This window comes from Flagellimonas flava, assembly GCF_050617915.1.
GTDB classification, from domain to species: Bacteria; Bacteroidota; Bacteroidia; order Flavobacteriales; family Flavobacteriaceae; genus Flagellimonas; species Flagellimonas flava_A.
This window is the reverse complement of sequence record NZ_JBODQE010000003.1, coordinates 501,968-526,424: the sequence shown is the minus strand read 5'-3', so window position 1 is coordinate 526,424 and position 24,457 is coordinate 501,968. Positions and strand designations below refer to the sequence as shown.

At 42.6% G+C, this 24,457-nt stretch carries 21 protein-coding genes; 13 read left to right on the top strand and 8 right to left on the bottom strand.

Going from position 1 to position 24,457, the window contains the following annotated elements; all coding sequences use genetic code 11:
- Positions 1-14: 14 nt before the first annotated feature.
- Positions 15-1,079 (bottom strand): DUF3179 domain-containing protein, encoded by a 1,065-nt coding sequence (locus tag ACRHOZ_RS10960; RefSeq protein ID WP_431125566.1) that lies wholly within the window; start codon positions 1,077-1,079, stop codon positions 15-17.
- Positions 1,080-1,091: 12 nt separating this feature from the next.
- A complete protein-coding gene (locus ACRHOZ_RS10955; RefSeq protein ID WP_431125564.1) occupies positions 1,092-2,069 on the bottom strand; it encodes a transporter in 978 nt (325 codons plus the stop codon).
- 230 nt (positions 2,070-2,299) lie between these two features.
- Here ACRHOZ_RS10955 and ACRHOZ_RS10950 point away from each other — a divergent pair, with 230 nt between their 5' ends.
- From ACRHOZ_RS10950 to ACRHOZ_RS10940, 3 genes are read left to right on the top strand one after another with little or no spacing between them, the layout of a single operon-like run.
- Entirely contained in the window at positions 2,300-3,499 is a 1,200-nt protein-coding gene (locus tag ACRHOZ_RS10950) for a glycoside hydrolase family 18 protein (protein WP_431125562.1), read from the top strand.
- A 16-nt stretch (positions 3,500-3,515) separates the two neighbouring features.
- Positions 3,516-5,744: a DUF4838 domain-containing protein gene (locus tag ACRHOZ_RS10945; RefSeq protein ID WP_431125560.1), complete on the top strand. Its 2,229-nt coding sequence runs from the start codon at positions 3,516-3,518 to the stop codon at positions 5,742-5,744.
- Between the two features lie 9 nt (positions 5,745-5,753).
- The gene (locus tag ACRHOZ_RS10940; protein WP_431125558.1) at positions 5,754-7,241 is read left to right on the top strand and encodes an alpha-L-fucosidase; all 1,488 of its coding nucleotides are present in this window, start codon (positions 5,754-5,756) and stop codon (positions 7,239-7,241) included.
- Between the two features lie 61 nt (positions 7,242-7,302).
- On the opposite strand, the gene ACRHOZ_RS10935 is transcribed toward ACRHOZ_RS10940, so the two are convergent.
- The 4 genes from ACRHOZ_RS10935 to ACRHOZ_RS10920 all read right to left on the bottom strand — a co-directional run bounded on the left by ACRHOZ_RS10935 (position 7,303) and on the right by ACRHOZ_RS10920 (position 11,130).
- Positions 7,303-8,013, bottom strand: a complete 711-nt coding sequence (locus ACRHOZ_RS10935) for a heavy-metal-associated domain-containing protein (RefSeq protein ID WP_431125557.1) — start codon at positions 8,011-8,013, stop codon at positions 7,303-7,305.
- Complete coding sequence (locus ACRHOZ_RS10930; RefSeq protein WP_431125555.1) at positions 8,014-8,379, bottom strand: heavy-metal-associated domain-containing protein; 366 nt, start codon at positions 8,377-8,379, stop codon at positions 8,014-8,016. It lies immediately after the preceding gene.
- A gap of 19 nt (positions 8,380-8,398) precedes the next feature.
- Positions 8,399-10,633: a TonB-dependent receptor gene (locus ACRHOZ_RS10925; protein WP_431125553.1), complete on the bottom strand. Its 2,235-nt coding sequence runs from the start codon at positions 10,631-10,633 to the stop codon at positions 8,399-8,401.
- 86 nt (positions 10,634-10,719) lie between these two features.
- The gene (locus tag ACRHOZ_RS10920) at positions 10,720-11,130 is read right to left on the bottom strand and encodes an HYC_CC_PP family protein (protein ID WP_431125551.1); all 411 of its coding nucleotides are present in this window, start codon (positions 11,128-11,130) and stop codon (positions 10,720-10,722) included.
- A gap of 142 nt (positions 11,131-11,272) precedes the next feature.
- Between ACRHOZ_RS10920 and ACRHOZ_RS10915 the strand changes: the two genes are divergently transcribed.
- The 7 genes from ACRHOZ_RS10915 to rodA all read left to right on the top strand — a co-directional run bounded on the left by ACRHOZ_RS10915 (position 11,273) and on the right by rodA (position 19,007).
- Positions 11,273-11,725, top strand: a complete 453-nt coding sequence (locus ACRHOZ_RS10915) for a GAF domain-containing protein (RefSeq protein ID WP_431125549.1) — start codon at positions 11,273-11,275, stop codon at positions 11,723-11,725.
- A 92-nt stretch (positions 11,726-11,817) separates the two neighbouring features.
- A complete protein-coding gene (gene purH / locus ACRHOZ_RS10910; RefSeq protein WP_431125547.1) occupies positions 11,818-13,347 on the top strand; it encodes a bifunctional phosphoribosylaminoimidazolecarboxamide formyltransferase/IMP cyclohydrolase in 1,530 nt (509 codons plus the stop codon).
- Between the two features lie 55 nt (positions 13,348-13,402).
- Complete coding sequence (locus tag ACRHOZ_RS10905) at positions 13,403-14,431, top strand: rod shape-determining protein (protein ID WP_036380166.1); 1,029 nt, start codon at positions 13,403-13,405, stop codon at positions 14,429-14,431.
- Between the two features lie 61 nt (positions 14,432-14,492).
- Entirely contained in the window at positions 14,493-15,311 is an 819-nt protein-coding gene (gene mreC, locus ACRHOZ_RS10900; RefSeq protein WP_431125544.1) for a rod shape-determining protein MreC, read from the top strand.
- A complete protein-coding gene (locus ACRHOZ_RS10895) occupies positions 15,304-15,810 on the top strand; it encodes a rod shape-determining protein MreD (RefSeq protein WP_420400909.1) in 507 nt (168 codons plus the stop codon). The genes mreC and ACRHOZ_RS10895 overlap by 8 nt, the downstream gene beginning before the upstream one ends.
- Before the next feature lie 52 nt (positions 15,811-15,862).
- Positions 15,863-17,731: a peptidoglycan D,D-transpeptidase FtsI family protein gene (locus ACRHOZ_RS10890; protein ID WP_431125542.1), complete on the top strand. Its 1,869-nt coding sequence runs from the start codon at positions 15,863-15,865 to the stop codon at positions 17,729-17,731.
- On the top strand, positions 17,721-19,007 hold the full coding sequence (gene rodA, locus ACRHOZ_RS10885; protein WP_431125540.1) for a rod shape-determining protein RodA: 1,287 nt from the start codon (positions 17,721-17,723) through the stop codon (positions 19,005-19,007). The genes ACRHOZ_RS10890 and rodA overlap by 11 nt, the downstream gene beginning before the upstream one ends.
- On the opposite strand, the gene ACRHOZ_RS10880 is transcribed toward rodA, so the two are convergent.
- Positions 19,004-19,804, bottom strand: coding sequence for a DNA/RNA non-specific endonuclease (locus tag ACRHOZ_RS10880; RefSeq protein ID WP_431125538.1), 801 nt, complete (start codon positions 19,802-19,804; stop codon positions 19,004-19,006). The two genes, rodA and ACRHOZ_RS10880, sit on opposite strands and share 4 nt — an antisense overlap.
- A gap of 78 nt (positions 19,805-19,882) precedes the next feature.
- Positions 19,883-22,048, bottom strand: a complete 2,166-nt coding sequence (locus ACRHOZ_RS10875; protein ID WP_431125536.1) for a carboxy terminal-processing peptidase — start codon at positions 22,046-22,048, stop codon at positions 19,883-19,885.
- Positions 22,049-22,252: 204 nt separating this feature from the next.
- Here ACRHOZ_RS10875 and surE point away from each other — a divergent pair, with 204 nt between their 5' ends.
- The 3 genes from surE to lpxB are packed head-to-tail and all read left to right on the top strand — an operon-like array spanning position 22,253 to position 24,450.
- A complete protein-coding gene (gene surE / locus ACRHOZ_RS10870) occupies positions 22,253-23,029 on the top strand; it encodes a 5'/3'-nucleotidase SurE (RefSeq protein WP_431125534.1) in 777 nt (258 codons plus the stop codon).
- On the top strand, positions 23,022-23,309 hold the full coding sequence (locus tag ACRHOZ_RS10865; protein ID WP_431125532.1) for a hypothetical protein: 288 nt from the start codon (positions 23,022-23,024) through the stop codon (positions 23,307-23,309). Before surE ends, ACRHOZ_RS10865 begins: the two co-directional genes overlap by 8 nt.
- A gap of 28 nt (positions 23,310-23,337) precedes the next feature.
- Positions 23,338-24,450: a lipid-A-disaccharide synthase gene (gene lpxB, locus ACRHOZ_RS10860; protein ID WP_431125530.1), complete on the top strand. Its 1,113-nt coding sequence runs from the start codon at positions 23,338-23,340 to the stop codon at positions 24,448-24,450.
- Positions 24,451-24,457: the final 7 nt, after the last annotated feature.

Genomic DNA, 24,457 nt, shown 5'->3' with positions numbered 1-24,457 from the left:
TTTTGGGGCTTTTTTTATTCGCTATATAATTGGGTCTGATAAAATGCAGGGATGGAAAACCACTGTGCCATCAAGGCATCAACCTGTCCTAAACGCTCACCCTGCCTTGGTCCTGAAACGGCTTCGCCGAAAACATTCCATTCATTCCCCTCATTGTCCGTAAGTACAATAGCGCCATTTCCAGCAGCAAACGCATACTCAAATTCCAGGTTGACCGTATCCTCATCCAAAGCAAACACGGTTATAAAATTTTGATTGCCAACCAATAACAGTTCATTGCCACCATACAAGTCCCTTAAAACATTTTCGGACTGGAAATCAGAAAACTGATACGCCTTGGCCCGATTTCCATTTAAAATTGCCAAGACCTTTTCCTTGGAAGGTAATCGTGGGTCTTTGTCAACGGGAAACAGGAAAAAATCGTGATCCGTGTTGTAGTTCCCATAGGGTGATACCCCATAAGTTCTGGAAAAACCAGTGTTTGTGCTCACCACCCTCACTTCAGGAAACAGTTGTTTTAAAGTTCCCCAATCGGTTTCCAAAAGTTGATACAATTTCGGTTTACTGCCAATTAAGGTTCCATTTACGGATTCGTTCAATATTTGGGACCAATTGCTGTCGGACAAACGATCGTAGGGAATAAGGTTGGTGTTGTACAGCAACCCTGATACCCCAAAAGTAGTTTCGGTGCCTTCCAACATTCTTCCCCAACCTATTCCTGTGCCGGTTAAAGGGCAAAAGGTAACCGCCATGGACACATCTCCGATATTATCGTTGATAATCTCGTGCCAATCCAATACTATATGCGGATACGCCCTTACCTCATCTCCATTTTTAAAGGCCAAAACCAAATCATTGTTTTGGAGTATCTCGGTTTGATCCGCTGTGATCAGATTAGGATTCTCCAGGGCTGGAATTCCGTCCTTTCCCGGACCTCCATCCAAAACTTCCTGTACAGGAATACTCCATGGAGAGGAATTATTTGTAGGAGTGTCATCCGTACCACCCGAGTTTGTCTGCTCCGCCGAGCTGCAACCATACATGGCAAACAACCCTAAAAAAATCAATATTCGTTTCATAGCAAGTATTTTTTAGTTGTTGAGTATTGTGTTTTTCTTTCGTTTTAATGTGACAAAAATCCCCGCAGTAACTCTCAGGGTAGGCGTCAGTTGTGTGCCCTCCACAAAACTGTGGACCGGTATTTCAACTTTGGACACCAAGGCCATTGACGGTGATAGGGCAGCGGAAATTTCAGGTCGGATAAAAATCCATTCCCCTCCCGTATTGGGTAAGTCGGAAGCATTGATTTTATCCACAAAGGCCTTCCGGTATTTGATAACCAATGAAGGTTCAAAAATGGTGTTGAGCCATAAAAATTGGTCTGAATAACCCATATTGCCCTGAATCTCATTGCCAAATTCGTAGGTGGAAGTGCCATTCAAATAATCCTTGTTTACCCCAGTAAATCTCATGGTAAAATTGGCAGATAGGGTAGCCGATTCCCGAAAAGCTGGATTCTTTGAAAAAGATACCAGACCCACAAAGTCCCATGCGCCACTTCCCGGCTGTAAGTCCGCTGTAAGTTGAATCCCTTCTGGGGTAGTAAAATCAGATCGTCCAAACGGAATCTTAATCCCGCCCCCAATGCTTATGTTTGACTTCTCCCCCACCAAATCAGGAAATGCATATTTTACCAAAAAAACCCCATCGCCTATACCCCTGGTTTCGGTGTCCGTTTCGTTTCCAAATTGGGATATCGTCCGCAACTGATTGACCCATGTCAAAAGCGATTCTACTGATAATCTATCCGTAAAAGCATATCCTGCACTGACCAAGACAGAATTGGTAATACGTAGCCGGGAATCATCATCCAGCCTATCTGAACCAGCATTTAAGGTGTTAAGATTATTGTAGTCATAGCTAACACCCAAGGTAAACGCCCCTTTGCCTTCATTGGGCAAACCCAGATTATTGGACAGCGGAACACCTCCCGAACAACAGGTCTGGGCATAGCACATGTTCACGGCACACATCACCATGAACAAAAGAAGGGAACCAAAAATTTTCATAGCACCTTTTGAGAAGTGTAATAAAAATGCAAATCCTTACAATTCAGTATGTTAAATTTTAGAATCTGACATCAGTCTAAGGTATCCGTAACCCTTAAATTCCCCATTAATTCAAGTATCACAATAGCCCCAAAATTGTTGTTGATATATGTACCAACGCTCTCGGTCTAATACTTTCTGTTTGGTACCGATAAATGACTAATTTTTAGTTTCTAAACCTATACTTAAAAATGAAATTCTCCCAGTTATTAAACTCTGTGCTGGCCGTCGTATTAGCGGTTGGTTTAGTGGGTTGTTCCGAACCTCCGGAAGAAACCAATTCCATTGTGGTCATGGGCTACTATGTCCCAGAAGCGGACTACCAACCTGACCAACTTCCATTGGATCAACTCACCCACATCATATTCTCCTTTACCAATGTGATCGATGGTGAAATGAAGTTTAGAAATGCTGAATCCGGCGAAAAACTCAAAGCCTTGGTAGCCCAACGTGAAAAACACCCCCACATAAAAGTAATGATCGCCTGTGGCGGATGGGGAGCCGATGGTTTTTCGGATATGGCGCATACTCCTGAAAATCGGAAAAAGTTTGTGGAAAGTGCGGTTGCTTTTAATAAGACTTACGAACTGGACGGACTGGATATGGATTGGGAATATCCCGCCATTCCTGCTGCTGGTACAGGAGCACGGCCTGAAGACAAGCAAAATTTCACCCTGCTGATGAAAGAACTAAGGGAGGGATTGAATACCCTTGAGCGCAAACAAACCTTAACGTTTGCCTCTGCGGGTTGGCAACGATACTACAACAATGTGGAGTTACTGGAAGTAATGAAGCATGTGGACTATATGAATATCATGACCTATGATCAAGTCGGAGGAAGTTCCCCCTTTACCGGACATCATACCCCCTTGGGTCTCATTACTGAAGCGGATGTTAAAGAAACCTTTGCATGGGAGTATATGAATGAGCGAAGAGAGCAATTAAAGGAAAGAGGCATCACCAGTCTTGACCCCAGGTCTGCGGAGCGTATTGTTGACTATTGTTTACAGCAAGGCGTTAAAGTAGAACAAATGGTCATCGGCTCTGCATTCTATGGCCGGGCTTGGAAAGGTGTTCCGCCAACAAACAATGGTTTGTACCAGTCCAACACAGGAGCCCATATTGGATGGAGTGCCTATAGGCAGATCAGAAGTGAATTTGAACCAGATACCCAGTACAAAAGATATTGGGATCCCATAGCCAAGGCACCTTACCTCTACAATGCCACGGATAGCATATTTATTAGCTATGACGATACCGTTTCCGTTCGCTTAAAGACGGAATATGCACTACAAAAGCAATTGGGAGGCATTATGTTTTGGCAATTGGGCAACGATACCAAAGATTCCAACAGCCTACTGAAAGCCATGTACGAAGCATCCATAAAGTAACCTCACAATTAATCCAATGCCAAAAAAATTACCTTTCATCATTCTTAGCCTGGTTGTTCTGTTATCGGCCTGTTCCAATAATAAAACTACTTTATCCAAGGGAGGCCAAACAGACTATGAAATTGTCTTTATGGACAATGCCTCCAAACAAGTTTATCTAGCTAGCGAAAAACTAGGTGAGTATCTCGAAACGATAAGTGGTGCAAGCTTTAGTGTTGTTGGAGAAAGTTCCCAATCCACAAAGAAAAAAATCTATGTGGGCAATATCAAAGAAGAATCACTGAATCCGCATCAAATCAAAATACAATCCGAAAACGGGAATCTTTTTATCAGTGGCGGTTCCGATGCTGCCACGCAATATGCAGTTTATGAATTTTTGGAAAGATACCTGGACTGCAAATGGTATGCGCCTGGAGTGGCAAAAATTCCGGAAATGAAGACTATTTCATTAGATCCCATTGATTATTCCTATACTCCGGAAATTACCACTCGAACCGTCCATTCAAGGTTGTTTTACCAAAACCATGAATTCGCTGACCAGCAAAAGGTGACCTATGAGGCCTTTCCAACCTATGTACCTTCTGCACGGGTACATACGTTTCATAAGTTTATGCCCGAGGAGGTTTTTTACGAGGAGCACCCAGAATATTATGCCCTAAGGGGGGATAAAAGATTGCCTACCCAACTCTGTCTGACCAATGAGACCGTTTTGGAGATTGTCAAAGATTCAGTGTCGGCTCTTTTTGAAAGACATCCCAATGCTGCTGTTTTATCTGTGAGTCAGGATGACAATCAGCAGTATTGCCAATGTCCAGTTTGCAGTAAAGTGGATGAAGCTGAGGGGAGCCCTGCCGGTACCATGATTCGGTTTGTAAACGAGGTGGCCAAGGCCTTTCCAGAAAAGACCATATCCACCCTGGCCTATCAACATACCCGTAAACCCCCAAAATCAAAACCAGAAGGAAATGTGTTGATCACCTTGTGCTCCATTGAGTGCGATCGCAGTGGCCCCATTGCGGACAAATGTCAGGATTTTGCAAATGACCTTATCGGTTGGGGGAAATTGACCGACAACATCCGTATTTGGGATTATACCACTCAATTCACCAACTTTTTGGCACCCTTCCCGAACATCAGAACCTTACAACCCAACATTCAATTGTTTCGGGACAACAATGCCCAGTGGGTATTTGAGCAACACAGCAATAACCCCAGTGAGTTGTTCGAGCTTCGCTCATATATGACCGCAAAATTACTCTGGAATCCAAATCTTGATTTCCAGGCCTTGCTCGAGGAGTTTACCGATGGATATTATGAAGAAGCAGCGCCATTCGTACGAGAATATGTCAATAAGATTCATGACCAATTGCAAGAGGTTCCGGATTTTTTCCTCTTTCTTTACGGAGATCCCTCTGAAGCATTTGGCTCTTATCTAAATCCTGAACTCTTAAAAGAATACGTGGCCCTTTTCGATGCGGCTGAAGAGGCAGTATCCCAAAAACCAGAAGTTGTAAATCGGGTTAAGCTGGCACGTATGGGGATTGACTATGCGGTGTTGGAAGCGAGCAGAAAAAACCTGACCACGGATCTGAGCCTCACCGTTGCAGATGCCAATGGAGTGGAATCCATAAATCCAACTGTTGCACTACTGTTGGACAACTTTAGTAAAACTGCCAAGGCAAACGACATCACTCTGATGAACGAAATGGGTTTTACGGTAAATGAGTATGGTGCCAACTACTTATCAGCCTTGGAAATGGCCAAGAAACCCAACAAGGCCAAAGGAAAAAAGGTGGCGACGCTTACCCAACCCAAGAAATATGCAGGAGAAGATCCCATGGTGCTCACAGATGGTGCCTTGGGCGGTAGTAGTTTTTATGCCAATTGGCTGGGCTACGAGGGGAATAACATGGAAGTGGTAGTGGACTTGGGAAAAATTCAATCCGTTAGCAGCATTTCAATGGCTTTTCTGCAAGTGACCAATCACGTGGTGTTTTTTCCATCTGAAGTTCGTTATTTGGGATCTATGGATAACGAAAACTTCATCCCTCTTGGAACTCTCACAAACCCAAAGCCGTTAAACAAGAAAAGTAAGGTCAACGACATTCAATACTTTGATCTTGATTTTGACCCCTCAAACCTGAGATACATTAAAGTAATTGCCCCAAATACCCCAACTCCGTACTGGCACCATGCTGCTGGATTACCCTCTTGGGTATTTGCAGATGAGATTATAATTGACTAAAACCATATCATGACAAGAAAAACCTTTGCCATCCCAGTATTGCTGCTGATGGCATACGTTTCCATTGGAACCCAGCTACAAGCCCAAGCTGTTTATGAAGATGAACGGTACGTTCCCGAAACAGACCCCTTGGTCCTGGATAAATTGGAAGCTTGGCAAGATTTAAAATTTGGTTTGCTCATGCACTGGGGCACCTATAGCCAATGGGGGATTGTGGAATCTTGGTCACTTTGTCCTGAAGAATATGGTTGGTGCGAACGAACAAAAGGATCAAACCCACAAGATTATTTCACCTATAAAAAAGAATATGAAGACTTACGAAAGACCTTCAATCCGGTGGACTTTGACCCCAATAAATGGGCTAGAGCAGCCAAGCAAGCAGGAATGAAATACGTGGTTTTCACTACCAAACACCACGACGGCTTTTCCATGTTCGATTCCAAATACACCGATTATAAGATAACGGCACCCGATGTGCCATTTTCCAAAAACCCCAAAGCGAATATTACCAAAGAAATCTTTGATTCATTTAGGGAACAAGGATTGTGGACAGGGGCTTATTTTTCAAAGCCGGACTGGAATGTTCCGTCCTATTGGGACCCCTATTATCCACCAAGAGATCGGAACGTGAACTATGAACCTGAAGCCAACCCCGAAAAATGGCAGGAATATGTTGATTTCACACACAATCAGATTATGGAGCTATTAACCGATTATGGCAAGGTAGATATCCTTTGGCTGGATGGCGGTTGGGTAGCCAAAACCCCCAAATCGGCCATCACAACTTGGTATGACCAACAGCTGACCAATAACGACAATGGTTATCTGAAACACCGCATTGTGAACCAAGACATAAAAATGGACGAATTAGTGGTCAAAGCCAGGGAAAAACAACCCGGGTTGATTGTGGTTGACCGAGCCGTACATGGAAAAAATCAGAATTATTTGACCCCTGAAAACAGAGTTCCACACAAACCGCTACCCTATCCTTGGGAATCCTGTATCATTGCCGGTGGAAGTTGGTCCTATAGCTTCAACGCCAAATATATGTCTGGCAGGGAAGCTGTACACCTCTTAGTAGATATTGTGGCCAAAGGTGGCAATCTACTGTTGAACATTGCCCCAAGCCCATCAGGCACTTGGGATGAAGGTGCCTATACCATGCTTAAAGAAATGGGAGCTTGGATGGATGTGAATAGCGAAGCCATTTATGGAACTCGTGCCCTAGATCCATACAAATTTGGTCAAGTCTGTGTAACCTCTAAGCCAGATGGCACCATATATTTGATTTATTTGGTTGAGGAAGGACAAACGGATTTAATTTCCGAAATCAGTTTTCCTCTAGGTAAGGTTCAAAAAAGACTAAGGGCAAAATTGCTTGAAACAAACACTTCATTAAAAACCAAAAAAGTGGAAAATAGCTTGGTGATTTCGATTCCTAAAAGTCTGAAACCAAAACTTTTAGACACCAAAGCATTTGTCATTAAACTCAAATAGGTTGAAAAAAGGCCTCTTGATCAGATAGTTTTGCTATGCCGAAAGGAGGCCTTTACTTAATTTAAGCCAACAGCATCCAAAATGCCATAACCAACATGATGGCATTTTCAATAAAGGTAGCTTCTGTCATGGGAAGTTTTAATGCGGTACCCAAGCACGCACATCGGATACTCTTTTTGTCCAACAAGGTTTTGGTGACCCCAAAAGTTGTTATCCCAAGTATCACAATCGTGGCGATCAGAGCAAATTGTATCTCCAACCGAATCAAAAAGAGCAGCCCCAATCCAAGTTCAATAAAAGGGTATAGCCATCCATAAAATGGCACTGCCCTAGCCAGGGGGTCGTACATGGCAAAACTTTCCGGAAAACCTTTCAAATCCAAAAACTTGAAAAAGCTAAAGACAATATAGAACAAGCCCATAAAGTCCAACATGGCTTCATTGGTGTTCCAATCCCTTATATGGAGCAAAATAGCAGCTCCAAAGAGGTAGGCAAAAATCAAGAATAAGGGCTGTAACTGGGCCCATTTCGATTTCTCTTTTGGCAAACCGATTGGCTCAACAGCATCCAGCTGTTCCGAAATACTGTATTTATCAGGAAGTGCAGCCCTTAAATCAGACAATTCAATATGCTGATTCATTGAAATTTGTGCTGAAGCAGAAGCAAGATCTACCTCAACATTCTCCACGCCCCTCACATTGGACAGTTTTTCCGTAACAGACGACACACAACCTCCGCAGGTCATTCCTGTTATGGAATACGTATGTTTCATTTAATGATTTTTGTGGTGGTCACTATCATCAGTATTGTCCTCTCGGTACTTGCAACAAGGATGAATTTTATCATAGGCCTCTTGACTGGCCTTAAGCTCCTTGGTATCGTGTCCCGCCTCAACTAATGCCGTTTTTATCTTCATGGCATCGGTCTTTCTTTCATCCATGACCAAAGAAAGTTGGTGGGTTGGAATGTCCCAGCTGGCAAACTTCACCCCAGGTACTTCTAGGGCTGCCTTTTCAATACGCATTTTGCACATTTCGCACTTGCCGTTGACGTCCAAGACCATTTTTTTGTTTTTGTCCTGAGCCATCCCTAAGGTGGAGATCAACAAGCAAACAACTGTCAAAATTCTATTTTTCATCTTGTATTAATTTAGTTTGTTATGATTTAAATCTAAAGCCCGCATATACCATCCGACCAAAGATTGGGGCATACACTATGGTCGTGTCAAAGTTCGTACCAAAAGGGTCTTGCGACCCCAAAACAGGGTTATCTTGTCTAAAATTAGTCAAATTCTCCCCCCCCAAATACACTTCAAATTTCTTAGAGAAGACTTTAGTGACCTGGGCATTCATTAAACTATAACCCTCTGCAAAATCTCCCAATTGCAAATCGATTGGATTGGAAGATGTATTGGGAAGTCTTTGTTCACCAAGAGCATTGAAGGTATAGTCAAAACGCCATTGGGAACCATTCTCCGTGGGTTCGGTTGTATAGCCCAAATTGGTGAAAAAACGATGTCGCGCTTGCAAGGGTTTTTGCAATCTTCCAGTTTGGTAATCTGTTTTAACATCGTAGAATTTATAGGCTGTCCGAACTTCGAATCTAGGCAACAGTTCATGGTTTAACTCCACTTGAAGACTGTTGGCATAACTTTTTCCGTCCAAATTGGAAAAGGTTACTTCCCTAGGATTTTCCCAATCCACAACAATTTGGTTGTCGAAATCTGTTCTGTAAAAATCCACAGAGAAATTACCTGGCCGTTCAAACAGGGTAAATCCCTGCAGAAAACTAACACCATAATTAACGGCCTTTTCAGGGTCAAATCCGTAAACTGCCCCTCCATTGCCTTGTAATTGGATAGTTCTTGAGGAAGCGAATAGTTTCTGGTTCTCCGCAAAAATGTTAGCAGCCCTTCTTCCAATACCAAAAGAACCCCTTAGACTCCCTTTCTCCCACGGTGTGTACCTTACATGAAGGCGTGGAGTTACAAAGTTGCCCAATCTGTTATGGGTGTCTACCCGTAAACCAGCGGTAAAACTCAACTTTTCCAAATTGGTATAGGCATACTCAAAAAACGCACCCGCAGAACGGTCCACACGCTCAAAATTTTGAGTGTTTACCAGTTCATCATAGCCATCATAGGCAAATGTTAAACCAGCGGTGAACTTGTTCTTGGTATTACCAATAATGGAATTGAACAGCAAATTGGAATAAACACTGGTATGGTCAATATTGTAGACATTAAACCCATAGTAGGAATCCTGTTGATGATTGCTATATGAAGCCTGGAATCCAAAACTCTGATAGGGCAAATTGGGAAAAACATAGCCCAATTTCATTGATCCATCAAACCGTTTGGTGTCAATTTCACTGCCCCAGGCATTGGTTGTAAATCGGTCAGTATCTGGATTAAAGTCCTCCTGGCCAATTTGTTTTTCATCATTAAGATATCGCAAGTTCAAAAAGCTGACCCATCCTGTTTCCGGGTTCTGATATTGCCATCGGTTCATGATGTTGATCTGATTGGCCAATGGGTTGTCCAAAAAACCATCATCATTGTTATCTACCTCAATATCCCGTCTATTGCCATGAATATACAGTCCAGTACTCCAATTGTCAGACAATTTGGTATTCAAATGGGTGTTCAGCTCCAATCTCCCATTTAGATTGGCATAACCATTGGCAAATATGGGGGTATCGGTAAGGGGTTTTTGCAGTTCCGTGTTGATCTGACCCGAAATACTCTCATAGCCATTAACCACACTTCCTGCACCCTTGGTAATCTGGATACTCTCTACCCAGGTTCCTGGCGTGAAAGTGAGTCCAAAAGCTTGGGAAGCCCCGCGAACCATAGGGATATTCTCTTGGGTAATCAACAGATAGGGACTGGTCAATCCCAACATCTGTATTTGCTTTGTCCCCGTCAACGCATCGTTGAAATTGACATCGATGGCCGGATTGGTCTCAAAACTTTCGGACAGGTTGCAACATGCTGCCTTGAGCAGTTCTGCGCTATTTACCGTGACCACATTCTGAGGCGAAAAATAGGCTTTCTGAACAGCATCCCGTTCTTTCTCCACAACCACCTCATCCAATTGGTTGGAAGGCCGTAGCCAATGGTGCACCATTTTGGGCTCATCAATGGTCAGCGTATCCGATTGAAAACCAACAAAACTTATGATCAATTTGTTATATTCAGGGGAATAGGGAATGCTAAAAGTCCCATCTTCCTTGGTAATGGTTCCCAAGGGGGAATCCATCCAGTACACATTGGCGCCAGCTAGCCCAATATGTCTGTTTTCCGCATTGGCTTCCATGACCATTCCCTCAATCTTATCTTGAGCGGTCATGGCTAGTGGTAGCCAAAGCATTAGTTTTAATATGTGTTTCATTTGATATTTTAAACATTTGTTATTGAAATAAATCAACCTTCCCGACTCATATTTCTGAGACGGGTAACTGCAAATTGTTTAAAACATCAAATCAAGAAGACTTGATCCAAAAGATGGATATCGCGGGTTATTAAAGGAGGTGGATAACCTTTGTGCGGTACACATCTTTCCTTAAGTGAAGCCGCGGGATTAAGAAAAGTATAAGTAAAAGCAAACAGAAAAACCTGCTGCTCCAACTCCAAGTCGGTCAAAGTCAGTTTTAAATCATCCTGACCGGAAATGGTGAAAGACTCATCATCGCAACAGTCATGATCCATGGTTTCATCGCCCATGGCAACCATTGCCTTTTCCATACCACAATCGTCAGCTTCTGTAAATAGGGAAATGTCCATTACCCTACCCATGCAAAGATGCTTGTCCACAGTCCATGATACCGTGGAAAGCAATACCAACATTGCCATGCAAACCGATGCTATTTGTTGAAAAAGCACTTTCACGAGAACAAAATTACCAAATATTTTAGTTGTTCATGAATTTCTGGCCGATCCTTAACTAAATTTTAGGGAGGTACAGGTGTAATTTTCATGTCGAAAATCGACCTAAAAGTTCAGTTTAAAATACATTTGCAAAAACTAAAATATGCTTGCCGATTTAAAACCTAAAGTAGTTTCCATATTGGACCAATCTGAGAAAACCGTGGATGAGCGTCTTGCCTCAGTTTGCGATTTGCTGCGGAATTCCATCCCCTATTACGACTGGGTTGGATTTTATTTTAGAAATGGGGACAAAGAGGAACTTAAATTGGGCCCCTATGCTGGAGAACCTACGGATCACACCATAATCCCTTTTGGCAAAGGCATTTGCGGACAAGTTGCCGTAAGCAACCAGAACTTTGTTGTGCCCGATGTGGCCGCACAAGACAATTATATTGCCTGCAGTATTACGGTAAAGGCTGAAATTGTTGTTCCGCTGTTCTTAAACGGGGAGAATATTGGCCAAATCGACATTGATTCCAACACCCCAGACCCCTTTTCGGAGGAAGATGAACGTTTTTTGGAATTTGTGAACGAAAAAGTATCACAAATTCTTTAAAACTAGTGCCATTTTGTTGATAACACAGCTCACATTTTACTGACAAAAAAATTACTTTTGTGTGCTTAAGAAATTGATTTTTAAGACGCAAAATGACTACCACCAAAAAAGCTTCAGCCGCCCTTATTTCCGTGTTTCACAAAGACGGATTGGAACCCATTGTTAGAAAACTTGACGAACTGGGAGTTACACTCTACTCCACAGGGGGAACCGAGAAATTTATCAAGGATTTAGGGATAAATGTGGTGCCGGTAGAAGAAGTTACTGACTATCCTTCCATTTTGGGCGGACGGGTAAAAACCTTGCACCCCAAGGTATTTGGGGGAATCCTGAATCGCCAGGACAACGACGGGGATGTGGCCCAAATGACTGAATACGATATTCCCCAGTTGGATATTGTTATTGTTGACTTATATCCGTTTGAAAAAACAGTGGCCAGTGGAGCTTCGGAACAAGATATTATTGAAAAAATTGATATTGGAGGTATTTCCCTCATCCGTGCTGCGGCGAAAAACTATAAGGACGTTCTTTGTGTATCGTCCATGGAAGATTACGGGGACTTTTTAAATGTCATTTCCGAAGGAAATGGAACCACAACTTTAAAAGACAGGAAACGATTTGCCACTAAGGCCTTTGATGTTTCTTCTGGATACGACAGCGCCATTTATTCCTATTTTGCAAAAGGCGAGGTTGAAGATGACCCAACAAAAGATCGACCACATCATAGCTTGCGATATGGTGAAAACCCACATCAAAGTGGAAGTTTTGTTGGAGATTTAGATGCTATGTTCAGCAAACTTCATGGCAAGGAACTTTCGTATAACAACCTTCTGGATGTGGATGCGGCGGTAAACCTGATGGAGGAATTCAAGAAGGACGACCCCACCTTTGCCATCCTTAAACACAACAATGCCTGTGGTTTAGCTACTCGAAGCAACATAAAACAAGCTTATGTTGATGCCTTGGCTGGTGATCCCGTTTCGGCCTTTGGAGGGATTTTGATTTCCAACGTGGAGATTGATGCGGCCACTGCTGAGGAAATACATAAGCTGTTCTGCGAAGTAGTCATAGCACCAAGCTATTCGGATGAGGCATTGGAAATCCTGAAAGGGAAGAAAAACAGAATTATCCTGATTCAAAATGAGGTTGCACTTCCAGAAAAGTTGGTACGAACCTGCCTTAATGGGGTTTTGGTACAGGATAAGGATTTTAAGACCGATACGGCGGACGGATTGAATCCCGTTACTACCCTACAGCCATCAACGCAAGAAATTGAAGACCTTATATTCGCCTCCAAGCTCTGTAAGCACACTAAAAGCAACACTATAGTTTTAGCCAAAAACAAGCAGCTTTGCGCTAGTGGAACCGGCCAGACCTCAAGGGTTGATGCCTTGAACCAGGCCATCCACAAGGCCAAGTCTTTCAATTTTGATTTGGAAGGAGCAGTCATGGCCAGCGATGCCTTCTTCCCTTTCCCCGATTGTGTGGAGATAGCCCATAAAGCAGGCATCAAAAGTGTTATTCAACCAGGAGGTTCCATTAAGGATCAATTGAGCATAGATTATTGCAATGAAAATGGACTGGCGATGGTAATGACAGGCACTCGGCATTTTAAACATTAATTTTAGTACATTAGCCGATAAAATTTACCGTTAATCCGAAAAACCAACGTTTTCTATGGGATTTTTTGATTTCATGACCGAGGAAATTGCCATTGACCTCGGTACTGCAAACACCCTCATCATACATCTGGATAAAGTAGTCGTGGACAGCCCCTCCATTGTGGCCCGTGATCGGGTTTCGGGCAAGATTATTGCCGTGGGAAGGGAAGCCAACATGATGCAGGGTAAAACCCATGAGAATATCAAGACTATTAGACCGCTTAAAGATGGAGTAATCGCCGACTTTGATGCTTCCGAAAAGATGATCAATATGTTCATCAAAAACATTCCTGCACTAAAGAAAAAATGGTTCCCCCCAGCTTTGAGAATGGTCATCTGCATTCCTTCCGGAATTACCGAAGTGGAAATGAGAGCTGTTCGGGAATCCGCCGAACGTGTAAATGGAAAAGAAGTGTATTTGATTCATGAACCTATGGCCGCTGCCATTGGTATTGGTTTGGATATTATGCAGCCCAAAGGAAACATGATCGTGGATATAGGTGGTGGTACAACCGAAATTGCCGTTATTGCCTTGGGCGGAATTGTATGCGATAAATCGGTAAAAATTGCAGGGGATGTATTCACCAATGATATCATCTATTACATGCGCACCCAGCACAATCTGTACGTTGGGGAAAGCACAGCCGAGGCTATTAAAATTGAAATCGGTTCAGCAACCGAGGACTTAAAGTCCCCTCCGGATGACAAATCCATTCAAGGAAGAGACTTGTTGACCGGAAAACCAAAACAGGTTCAAGTTTCCTACAGGGAAATTGCCAAGGCATTGGACAAGAGTATCCTGCGCGTTGAGGATGCCGTTATGGAAACCTTGTCGCAAACACCACCAGAACTGGCAGCTGATATCTACAATACAGGGATTTACCTAGCTGGAGGTGGATCTATGCTAAGGGGTCTGGACAGAAGATTATCCCAAAAAACCGACTTACCTGTTTATATTGCAGAAGATCCTTTAAGAGCAGTGGTTCGAGGTACAGGTATTGCGCTTAAAAACCTAGAGCGCTATAAAAGTATATTGATCAAGTAGCCGGAGTCCCAAACGGCAACCCATTTTGAAAGTTAGTGGACTTTCGTAACGAGACAGTTGCATGCAGCGCATCATCAATTTTATTTTAAGTTACAGAAATGCGTTTCTTTACGGCTTCTTCATGGTCATTTCACTGGTATTGACCATCCGTTCACACTCCTACCATCAGTCTAGATTTTTTAACTCCTCCAAATGGGTAAGTGGTAATATCTATGGAACCGCTGCCAATATTTCTGCCTATTTTGGGTTGCGGGAGGAAAATCAACGTTTGGTGGAAGAAAATGAGGAATTGCGACGATTGCTCTTCAACAATGCCACCCTGACCCATCCCATTTTTCCTGATTCCATATCCACAAGCTATGAAGTAATCAGTGCCAACGTAATCAAGAATAGTTTTTCATCCCCACGTAACTATCTTACCATTGACAAAGGAAAAAATCATGGGACTGCAACGGACATGGGCGTAATTACAACCAAAGGTATTTTGGGCATTGTTGAAAATACATCCAATAAATTTTCCACGGTTCAAAGTGTGCTCAACACCAAGTCTAGCATTAATGCAAAGATAAAAAACTCCAATTTTTTTGGTTCATTGGAATGGGATAATCAGGATTATAGAATAGTGCAGTTGGTGGATATTCCAAGATTGGTTCCCTTAGTGGTGGGCGATACCATTGTTACTGGGGCCATGTCCAGTATTTTCCCAGAAAATATCCCTATCGGTGTTATCAAAAAGTACGATCTGGACAATTCCAGGAGTTATTATCATATTGATGTGGAACTGTTTAACGACATGTCCAATATCAAAAATGTATACCTGATCATCAACAAAAACAAGGAAGAAATACAGGAACTCGAAGCTAGAACACAGAATGAATAGTACCTTGTTTATTAACGGACTTCGTTTTGTCTTACTTGTGCTAACGCAAGTGCTGATTTTCAACACCCTGAATTTTCTTGGGTTCATCAATCCCTTGGTCTATGTTATTTTCTTTTATTGGTATCCCATTAAAAGCAACAGGGCCATATTTATGCTGACCGCCTTCTTGCTCGGCTTTATGATTGATTTTTTCTCGGATACCCTGGCCTTGCATTCCATTGCATCGGTTACCGTAGCCTATGTGAGGCCTGTGATCATGCGATTCTGCTTTGGCGTAAACTATGAGTTTCAGAATTTCAGTTTCAGGAATACCACCAAAATTCAGCGATTGACATTTTTGGGGCTATTGGTGTTGATCCATCAAGTGGTCTTTTTCTCATTTGAAATCATGAGTCTGTCCCATTTCCTTCTCATTTTGAAAAAGGTTTTTGCCACAGGTATTGTAACTTTGATAATATGTGCCCTCTTTAGTTCACTTTTCAGCCCGCAAAGCGAATAAAATTGTGGTTGTTCCGTTGATATAAAAGATGCAAGGGCAAATCGGGTTTTAAATGAAAAAGCTACTCTTATCTTCCATCATTGTAATCATTGGATTTACCTTCATTGGTAGACTCTCCTATTTACAGCTGTTTCGCTTTTCCCCAGACCAAATTTTGGACGACCCAGCCATTAAAAAAATATACGATTATCCAGAACGCGGATATATCTACGACCGTAATGGGGAACTCATGGTAGGAAACCAAGCCGCCTATGATGTCATGGTAATCCCCAGAGAGGTAAAACCTTTGGACACCTTGGAGTTCTGCAATCTCCTGGCTATAGACAAATCCGAATTTGTCAAAAAAATGAAGAAGGCCAGAACCTATTCCCCCCGACTTCCTTCGGTTTTGGTTCCGCAATTGTCCAAAGAAGATTACGCCCGCCTACAAGAAAAAATGAGGCACTTCGAAGGCTTCTATATCCAAAAACGTTCCCTTCGCTACTATACAACTTCTGGAGCTGCCAATGTTTTGGGTTATATCAGTGAGGTAAACGAATGGGATTTAGATCGAAATCCGTACTACGTAGCTGGTGAACTAAAGGGCCAAACCGGTGTTGAAAAACAATACGAAGAATTATTGCGGGGCAGAAAAGGAGTAAAACACATCCAAAAAGACCGATTTAATCGGGATATTGGCCCCTATAAAGGAGGAAAACTGGACACCTTGCCCGAACAGGGGAAGGAAGTTAGAATCACCCTTGACAAAAAATTGCAAGAATACGGAGAGCGATTGATGCATGGTAAACGCGGTGGAATTGTAGCCATAGAACCCAAAACCGGGGAGATTCTGGCCATGATTTCTGGACCTACCTATGACCCTTCTTTATTGGTGGGCAGGCAACGTTCCAAAAATTATAGCAAACTCCATTACGATTCCATTTCCAAACCGCTGTTTGATCGTTCCATTTCCTTTGAAAAAGAACCTGGATCTCCGTTCAAAACATTAAATGCGTTGGTAGCACTTCAAGAAGGTGTAATAGAACCCAGTACCAAGTTCCGCTGTTATAATGGGTTTTATGTTGGAAACCAGAAAAAGGGATGCCACTGTGGTGGCGGGGTACGAAATATGATATTGGGGATTCAAGAATCTTGCAACGCCTATTTTGCGGGAACGTTCCGAAAAATATATGACAAGTTCCCAACTACGGACGAGGGGATGGATGTTTGGGAAAAGCACATTGAAAGTTTTGGTCTGGGGAATTATTTGGGCACGGATCTGCCAACGGGTAGACCTGGTAGGATTCCAGGAAAGGCCTTTTATGATAGATGGTACGGTGACGGCGGATGGGCTTCATCCACTATCATATCCAACAGTATAGGGCAAGGGGAAGTTGCAGCCACTCCTCTTCAATTGGCCAACATGACCGCAGCCATTTCCAACCGAGGGTATTATTACACACCCCACATTCTGAAAAGTGTTGGTTCTTCAGGAGCGATCGACCCAAAATACACCGAACCACATTATACCACCATAGACCGAAAACACTTTGATCCCGTTATCGAAGGCATGTCCAACGTATATAAATACGGGACTGCCAAATGGATTCAGGTACCAGGAGTCAATATTGCAGGTAAGACCGGGACTGTGGAAAACTTTACCCGAATTAACGGCGAGAAAGTGCAGCTTACGGATAATTCGGTGTTTGTTGCCTTTGCCCCCGTGGAAAACCCTAAAATTGCCTTGGCCGTATACATTGAAAATGGGTATTATGGAGCTCGGTATGCCGGTCACATTGCTTCATTATTGATTGAAAAATATCTCAAAGGGGAAATTACCCGCAAGGATTTGGAAAAACGCATGCTCGAAAAGACCTTGGAGCACGAGTATGCCAAGCCTTTAAGTGGGGAACCGTTCAAGATAAACGAGTATGTTTGGTAGAAGGGGGCTGTTTGGCAGATTGGATTGGCTTACCGTTTTTCTCTATGCACTTTTGGTTTTCATGGGTTGGGTCAACATTTACTCCACTACATTAAGTGACCCCGATCTTTCCCTTTTCGATTTTTCAACCTTGTATGGCAAGCAGCTATTTTTTATGGGCTTGGCAGGTGTGGGCATTGTCTTAGTGCTGTTTATAGAAACCAACTTTTTTGAACGCTTCGCCTCCATCTTCTATATTGCCTCCATTGTACTCTTGTTAGGGCTTTTTGTCTTTGGTAAAACCATAGCCGGCGCAACTTCTTGGTACGATTTGGGCTTTTTTAACCTGCAACCTTCGGAATTGGCCAAAATGACAACGGCCTTGGCCTTGGCGAAGTACTTGAGTGATATTCAGACCGACATCAAAAATAGAAGGCATCAGCTATATGCATTGGTGATTATCCTTTTACCAGCACTACTGATTTTACCCCAGCCAGATCCCGGTAGTTCCCTAATTTACTTTTCGCTCTTTTTTGTGCTTTTCAGGGAAGGTTTTCCGCTTTACTATTTGGGAATTCTTCTGGTCATGGTCATTTTATTTGCCACCACCTTGATGTACGGAACCGTCTGGGTTTCCATTGGTTTGGTTATGCTGACCATCCTCATTTTTGGGTTCAAGAAAAAATCGACCAAAATTCCCATACTCCCATTTATTGGCATCATGGCAGCTGCGGTTCTGTTTTCCTTTTCGGTTCGGTTTGTCTTTGACAACGTTTTTGAACAGCGGCACCGAGACCGTTTTGCCCTTTGGCTGCGTTTGGAAAAGGATGAGCAAAAATTGGAAGAAATCCGGAAGACAATTGGTTACAACACCTATCAATCCGAAAAAGCCATTGAATCCGGTGGGTTCTTTGGAAAGGGTTTTTTGGAAGGCACCCGTACCAAGGGAGACTTTGTTCCCGAGCAGCATACGGACTATATTTTTAGCTCTGTTGGGGAAGAATGGGGTTTTTTGGGGACCGCTTCGGTTATTCTCATATTTTCCATTTTCTTTTTACGGTTGATCTATATTGCGGAGCGGCAGAAAAGTGATTTTAGTCGCATGTACGGGTATGGGGTCATTTCCATTCTGCTGATTCATTATTTTATCAACATTGGGATGGTCATTGGACTTCTGCCGACCATTGGAGTTCCACTACCCTTTTTCAGTTACGGAGGTTCGGGGCTTATCTTCTTTACGATGCTGTTGTTTATTTTCCTGAAATTGGATTCCAACCGATTAAAGGATGGTATCTAAAAATCCCAGCCTGAAGCATTGATTTCTGCTTCCAGTTTGTCTTGCCATTCTTTGGGTTGATTAACGAAGAAATTTATTCCCGAACGTTTTTCAAGCTCATCTATGGAAACCAGAAATTGATTTAGAGGTTTTTGGCTTTCCCTATGCGGTATGAGAAAGGCGAGAAATTCATCCCCAGCCTTGCTTTTTTTAATGATCACCTTGAAGAAGGCCTCAGGAACATCCACATCCTCTTCTCCGATTTCTTCCAGGCCACTTTCCAAAATCCCTCCCGTTATGACCACTAAATCTCCTCGTTTTTTACACCATTGTCTTACTTGTTGTTCCAAACGGTTCCAAACTCCTGCATTAAAATCCCGATCTTGGGGGCTAATGTTGCTGGTATAAAAGGTCTCGTTATACGCATATTCGGAAAACCGTCTATCCCCAGCTGGGCAAAGATGGCCACGGTCGTAACCGGAACCTTTATAGTTTCTCCAATCCGCAGATTTGGTTTTCACCTTGGGGTCTTCAATAAAGTAAGGTCTTTGACGGTCATCATGGGTAAGATGACTTCTTTGCAGGGGATAGGCCACCCACTCCGCCTGTTCATGTGACTCGCTATAGGAAAGCATAAAATAATCGTGTTGCACTACCACATCCGTAGTGGACTGGGGCAAGAAGAGCCTATCTATTAGAGGACCATCACTGTCACTTTTTGGATTGGAATAGGTGCCTGGAGTATAAAAATTCTCGAACACCCAAAACCCTACCACACAAGTTATTAAGAGAAGCGTATAGATGGTTTTGTTTTTCATTTAATCGAAGATACCAGATATTTGCACATAAAAAAACCGACTTCAAAAAGTCGGTTTCCATATTGTTAGAATTATTTTTTATCCTTTAACGCTGGCCAATTTTCGTTCGCTACTTTTGATGTTGTTCAACTGTAGGTCCCTAAGTACATTAATGGCCTCCTCTACATAAATATCCCTGGCCAAGTCCTTGTGCCAACGATTTCTTTTTTCACGCAATACGGAGTCTTGGGTAAACAATTCCGTTTCGTATTTCAAAGATTCAAATGTGAGTTTGGAATCATATTCCCTAAGGCTCTTGAAGTGGTCTGAACGCTTCTTGGCTTCTCCTTCCTTAACCTTGTAAACATCATAATTCAAGGAAACGATGATTTCGTCCTGTTGCTCCTTCAACCATTTGGCATTTTCCTCGATCAACTTGATCTGTGGATTTTCGTCCATTCGTTTTTTACTATTGGCCACTGCCGTTTCAAAATCGATATAACCATCCCAGATTTCATAATCGGCAGGAGATATCTTATCCCAGCCTAATGGGTTTTCCTGATCTCTCTCTCCTAGATCGATATAGCTATAACGGTCCGGAACCACAATGTCACTTTTTACCCCTTCCAATTGGGTAGAACCTCCATTGATTCTGTAGAATTTTTGGGTAGTAAGCTTTATAGCCCCTAGATCTCCATGCTCATTGCTACGAACAATATTATCCAAAGGAATCACATTTTGAACGGTTCCCTTACCAAACGTCTGCTTACTTCCAATTACAACAGCGCGCTTATAATCCTGCATGGCCGCTGCCAAAATCTCTGATGCAGATGCAGATAACTCATTCACCAAGATAACCAATGGGCCATCCCATTGAATGCGCTCATCCTTATCTTCATGTACTTCTTTTCTTTGTCCTGAAGACCTTACTTGTACAATAGGACCATCTTTGATAAAAAGTCCCGCCATTTCCACAACGGTCTTAAGCGAACCTCCACCATTATCCCTAAGGTCAAGCACAATACCTTCAACCCCAGCTTCTCGAAGTCTATCTACCTCTTTGGCAACATCCGTTGCGGCGTTTCTTTCGGTATAGTCCTCAAAATCTACATAGAACTTGGGCAGATTGATCAATCCATATTTGTGATCTTCTCTTTTAACGGTAGCAGACTTAGCATATGATTCTTCCAAGAGAACCACATCCCTTGTTACTGAAACTACTTCAATTGTTCCATCTACACGTCTAACGGTAAGGTCAACAACAGTACCTTTAGGCCCTTTGATCAATTTGATGGCGTCGTCCAAACGCATTCCCACAATATCAATGGGTTCTTCGCCATCTTGGCCTACTTTAAGGATTTCATCCCCAACTTCAAGGCTTTGATCTCTCCAAACGGGTCCACCTGAAATGATTTCCATAATTCTGGCGCCTTCGGGCTTCTTTTGCAATCGGGCACCTATTCCTTCAAACTTTCCGGACATCCCAATATCAAACTTCTCCTTGTCATCAGGAGCAAAATAGAAAGTGTGCGGGTCAAATTCATCCACAATGGTGTTTATGTACTGTACAAACCAGTCTTTGCGCTCCAAGTCATCAATAAAATCAAAAAACTCGTCCAAGGTATTTTTTGTGTTTTCCCTGGCATCTGCCTCCAATTCATCTCTATTTACTGCAGAAGTAATGCTGCTATAAGTCAATAGATTGGTGTTGTTTACTTGTTCCCCGGCATCTGTGATTCGGTTTTCGACCTTTCCGTCAAAAACTGCCAAGGTGTTATACTTCAATTGCTTTCTCCAGCGCTCCTTCAACTGCTTTCTGTTGGCAGCGTAATCCTGATCTTTGTAATCAATATTGATGGTTTCCTCAATGGAATAATCAAAGGGCTGGGACAATACCTCCTTGTAAATATCCTTTGCTTCTCCCATACGCTTCATCAAACGTTGGTACACAATGTTAAAAAAAGTGATGTCCGTATTTTTTATTTCGTCATCAATTTGAAATCTATACTTTTCGAACTCCCGAATATCGCTTGCCAAAAAGTAGCGCTTTGTTGGATCTAGAATATCCACAAAGTCATCAAAAACATTGGACGAAAAACTATCATTTAGGTTTTTGGGCTCATAATGACCGCGTTCCAAGACGTAGGTAATTAAATCCAACAACAATTTGTCCTTGTCGTCGTTTTCAAAAGATTTACTTGTAAAACTACAGGAGGCTACCGCCACAAGAATTACCAAAAGAGCTAAGGTGAAATTCTTTTTCATAAAAAAGGTTGTTTAATTGGGAACGAAACTAGTTGGCTAACCCACCAAAAAATCATCACTTCATCCTCCGTTTCTACTTGTATGAATTCCCTAAGATACTGAAAAAACCGTGCCAGTCTGGTCAAGTCCGTTTAATTTTTTGTTAAACACCTAGAGCTTCATATCCTAATGAAAAACGTATTTTTACCCTATTAATTATATAAAATGGATAAACCGCTCATCCTGGTCACCAATGATGATGGAATTACTGCCCCCGGGCTTCGATCATTGATCAGTGTAATGAAGGAAATAGGAGAGGTTGTGGTGGTCGCCCCAGATAGCCCCCAATCTGGCATGGGACATGCCATTACCATTGATAGCACCTTATATTCCAAACAGGTCATCATTGACCAAAAAGAAGGGGCTCCCTTAGAGTACAGTTGTAGTGGAACCCCTGCAGATTGCGTGAAATTGGCCCTCCAAGAATTGCTGGACAGAAAGCCTGATATCTGCGTTAGCGGTATCAATCACGGTTCCAATGCGTCCATCAATGTTATTTATTCGGGAACCATGAGTGCTGCCATTGAGGCAGGCATTGAAGGTATTCCAGCCATTGGTTTTTCACTCTGCGATTATTCTTGGGAAGCTAATTTTGAACACACCAGCAAGTCCGTCAAAAAAATTGTGACCGAGGCATTGCTTCATGGAATTCCCAAGGGTACCGTACTCAATGTGAATTTTCCTAAAACCGATAAAGAACCCAATGGCATCAAAGTGTGCAGGCAGGCCAGGGCCAATTGGAAAGAACAGTTTGATAAACGTACAAGCCCCACTGGCAAGGATTATTATTGGCTTTCCGGGGAATTTGAGCTTTTGGACAAGGGACAGGACACTGATGAGTGGGCGCTTTCGCAAGGCTACGTTTCCGTGGTTCCCACACAGTTTGACCTTACCGCCCATCATGCCATTCCACAAGTAAACAATTGGAGTTTAAATGAATAGCAGAAAAGAAGTTTTGATCGGATTCGTTGTAGGTATTATTGCCAATACCTTTGGAACCCTGGGATACATTTTGATTTTTTCCGACCTTGGAATTACTGAAACCTTTGAAGCCGCTATTTCCCAAGGACATGTGGGCAGCTTGCTTGCACTTGGCGCTATACTGAATTTGGTGGCCTTTTTTGGGTTTTTGCGACTTAAGAGGGACCATAGGGCAAGGGGTGTTATGGTGGCAACCCTACTTACAGCCCTGCTCATCATGTACTTTAAATTTTTCAAATGATCTTGACCCTTGAAAATGAATTTTTAGGATGAAGTACTACATCATTGCCGGGGAAGCATCGGGAGACCTTCATGGTTCAAATTTGATCAAGGCCATTAGGCAAAAGGATGCCAGTGCCCAGATCAGATGCTGGGGCGGGGATTTGATGGAGCAAGCGGGTGGCACATTGGCCAAGCACTATAAAGACATGGCTTTTATGGGGTTTTTGGAGGTCATCAAGAACATTCCCACCATCTTCAAGAACATCTCTTTTTGCAAGGAGGATATCGGAAAATTCATTCCCGATGTCATCATTTTCATTGATTTTTCAGGATTTAACCTTCGCATTGCAAAATGGGCCAAGGCTAACGGTTTTAGAACCAATTATTATATCTCCCCACAAATCTGGGCCTCGAGGGAAGGTAGAATCAAGAAAATTAAACGGGATATTGATCAAATGCAGGTAATCCTCCCTTTTGAAAAGGATTTTTACGAAAAAAAGCACGGCTATCCAGTTCACTTTGTGGGGCATCCCCTAATTGATGCCATTGAAAACACGGATATACCCGAAGAGCGGGAATTTCGTTCGCAAAACTCTTTGGATTCTGATAAACCTATCATAGCCCTCCTTCCTGGGAGTAGAAAGCAAGAAGTCCAAAAAATGCTGGCAGTAATGCTTTCGGTCGCGAAGGATTTTCCACAGTATCAATTTGTGATTGCTGGTGCACCCAGTTTACCAAAGGTTTTCTATTCCTCTTATCGGAATGAAAACAAAGTGGGATATGTTTCCAACCAAACCTATGCTTTGTTAAAATACTCCCACGCAGCTTTGGTTACAAGTGGAACCGCCACTTTGGAAACGGCACTTTTTGGTATTCCCCAGGTGGTTTGTTATAAAGGGAATTGGATTTCGTACCAAATTGCCAAACGAATCATTACGTTGGATTACATTTCCTTGGTCAACCTGATCATGGACAAAGAAGTTGTCAAAGAACTGATACAAAATGATTTAACAACAGCCAACCTTAAACAGGAGCTTGGCAAGATTGTTGAAGGACCAAAACGTGAAACTATTTTGGATGACTATCAGATGCTTCGGAAAAAACTTGGTGGAAAAGGTGCCAGTCAATTGGCGGCCCAATTAATCATTGAAAATGCTTAATTTATGG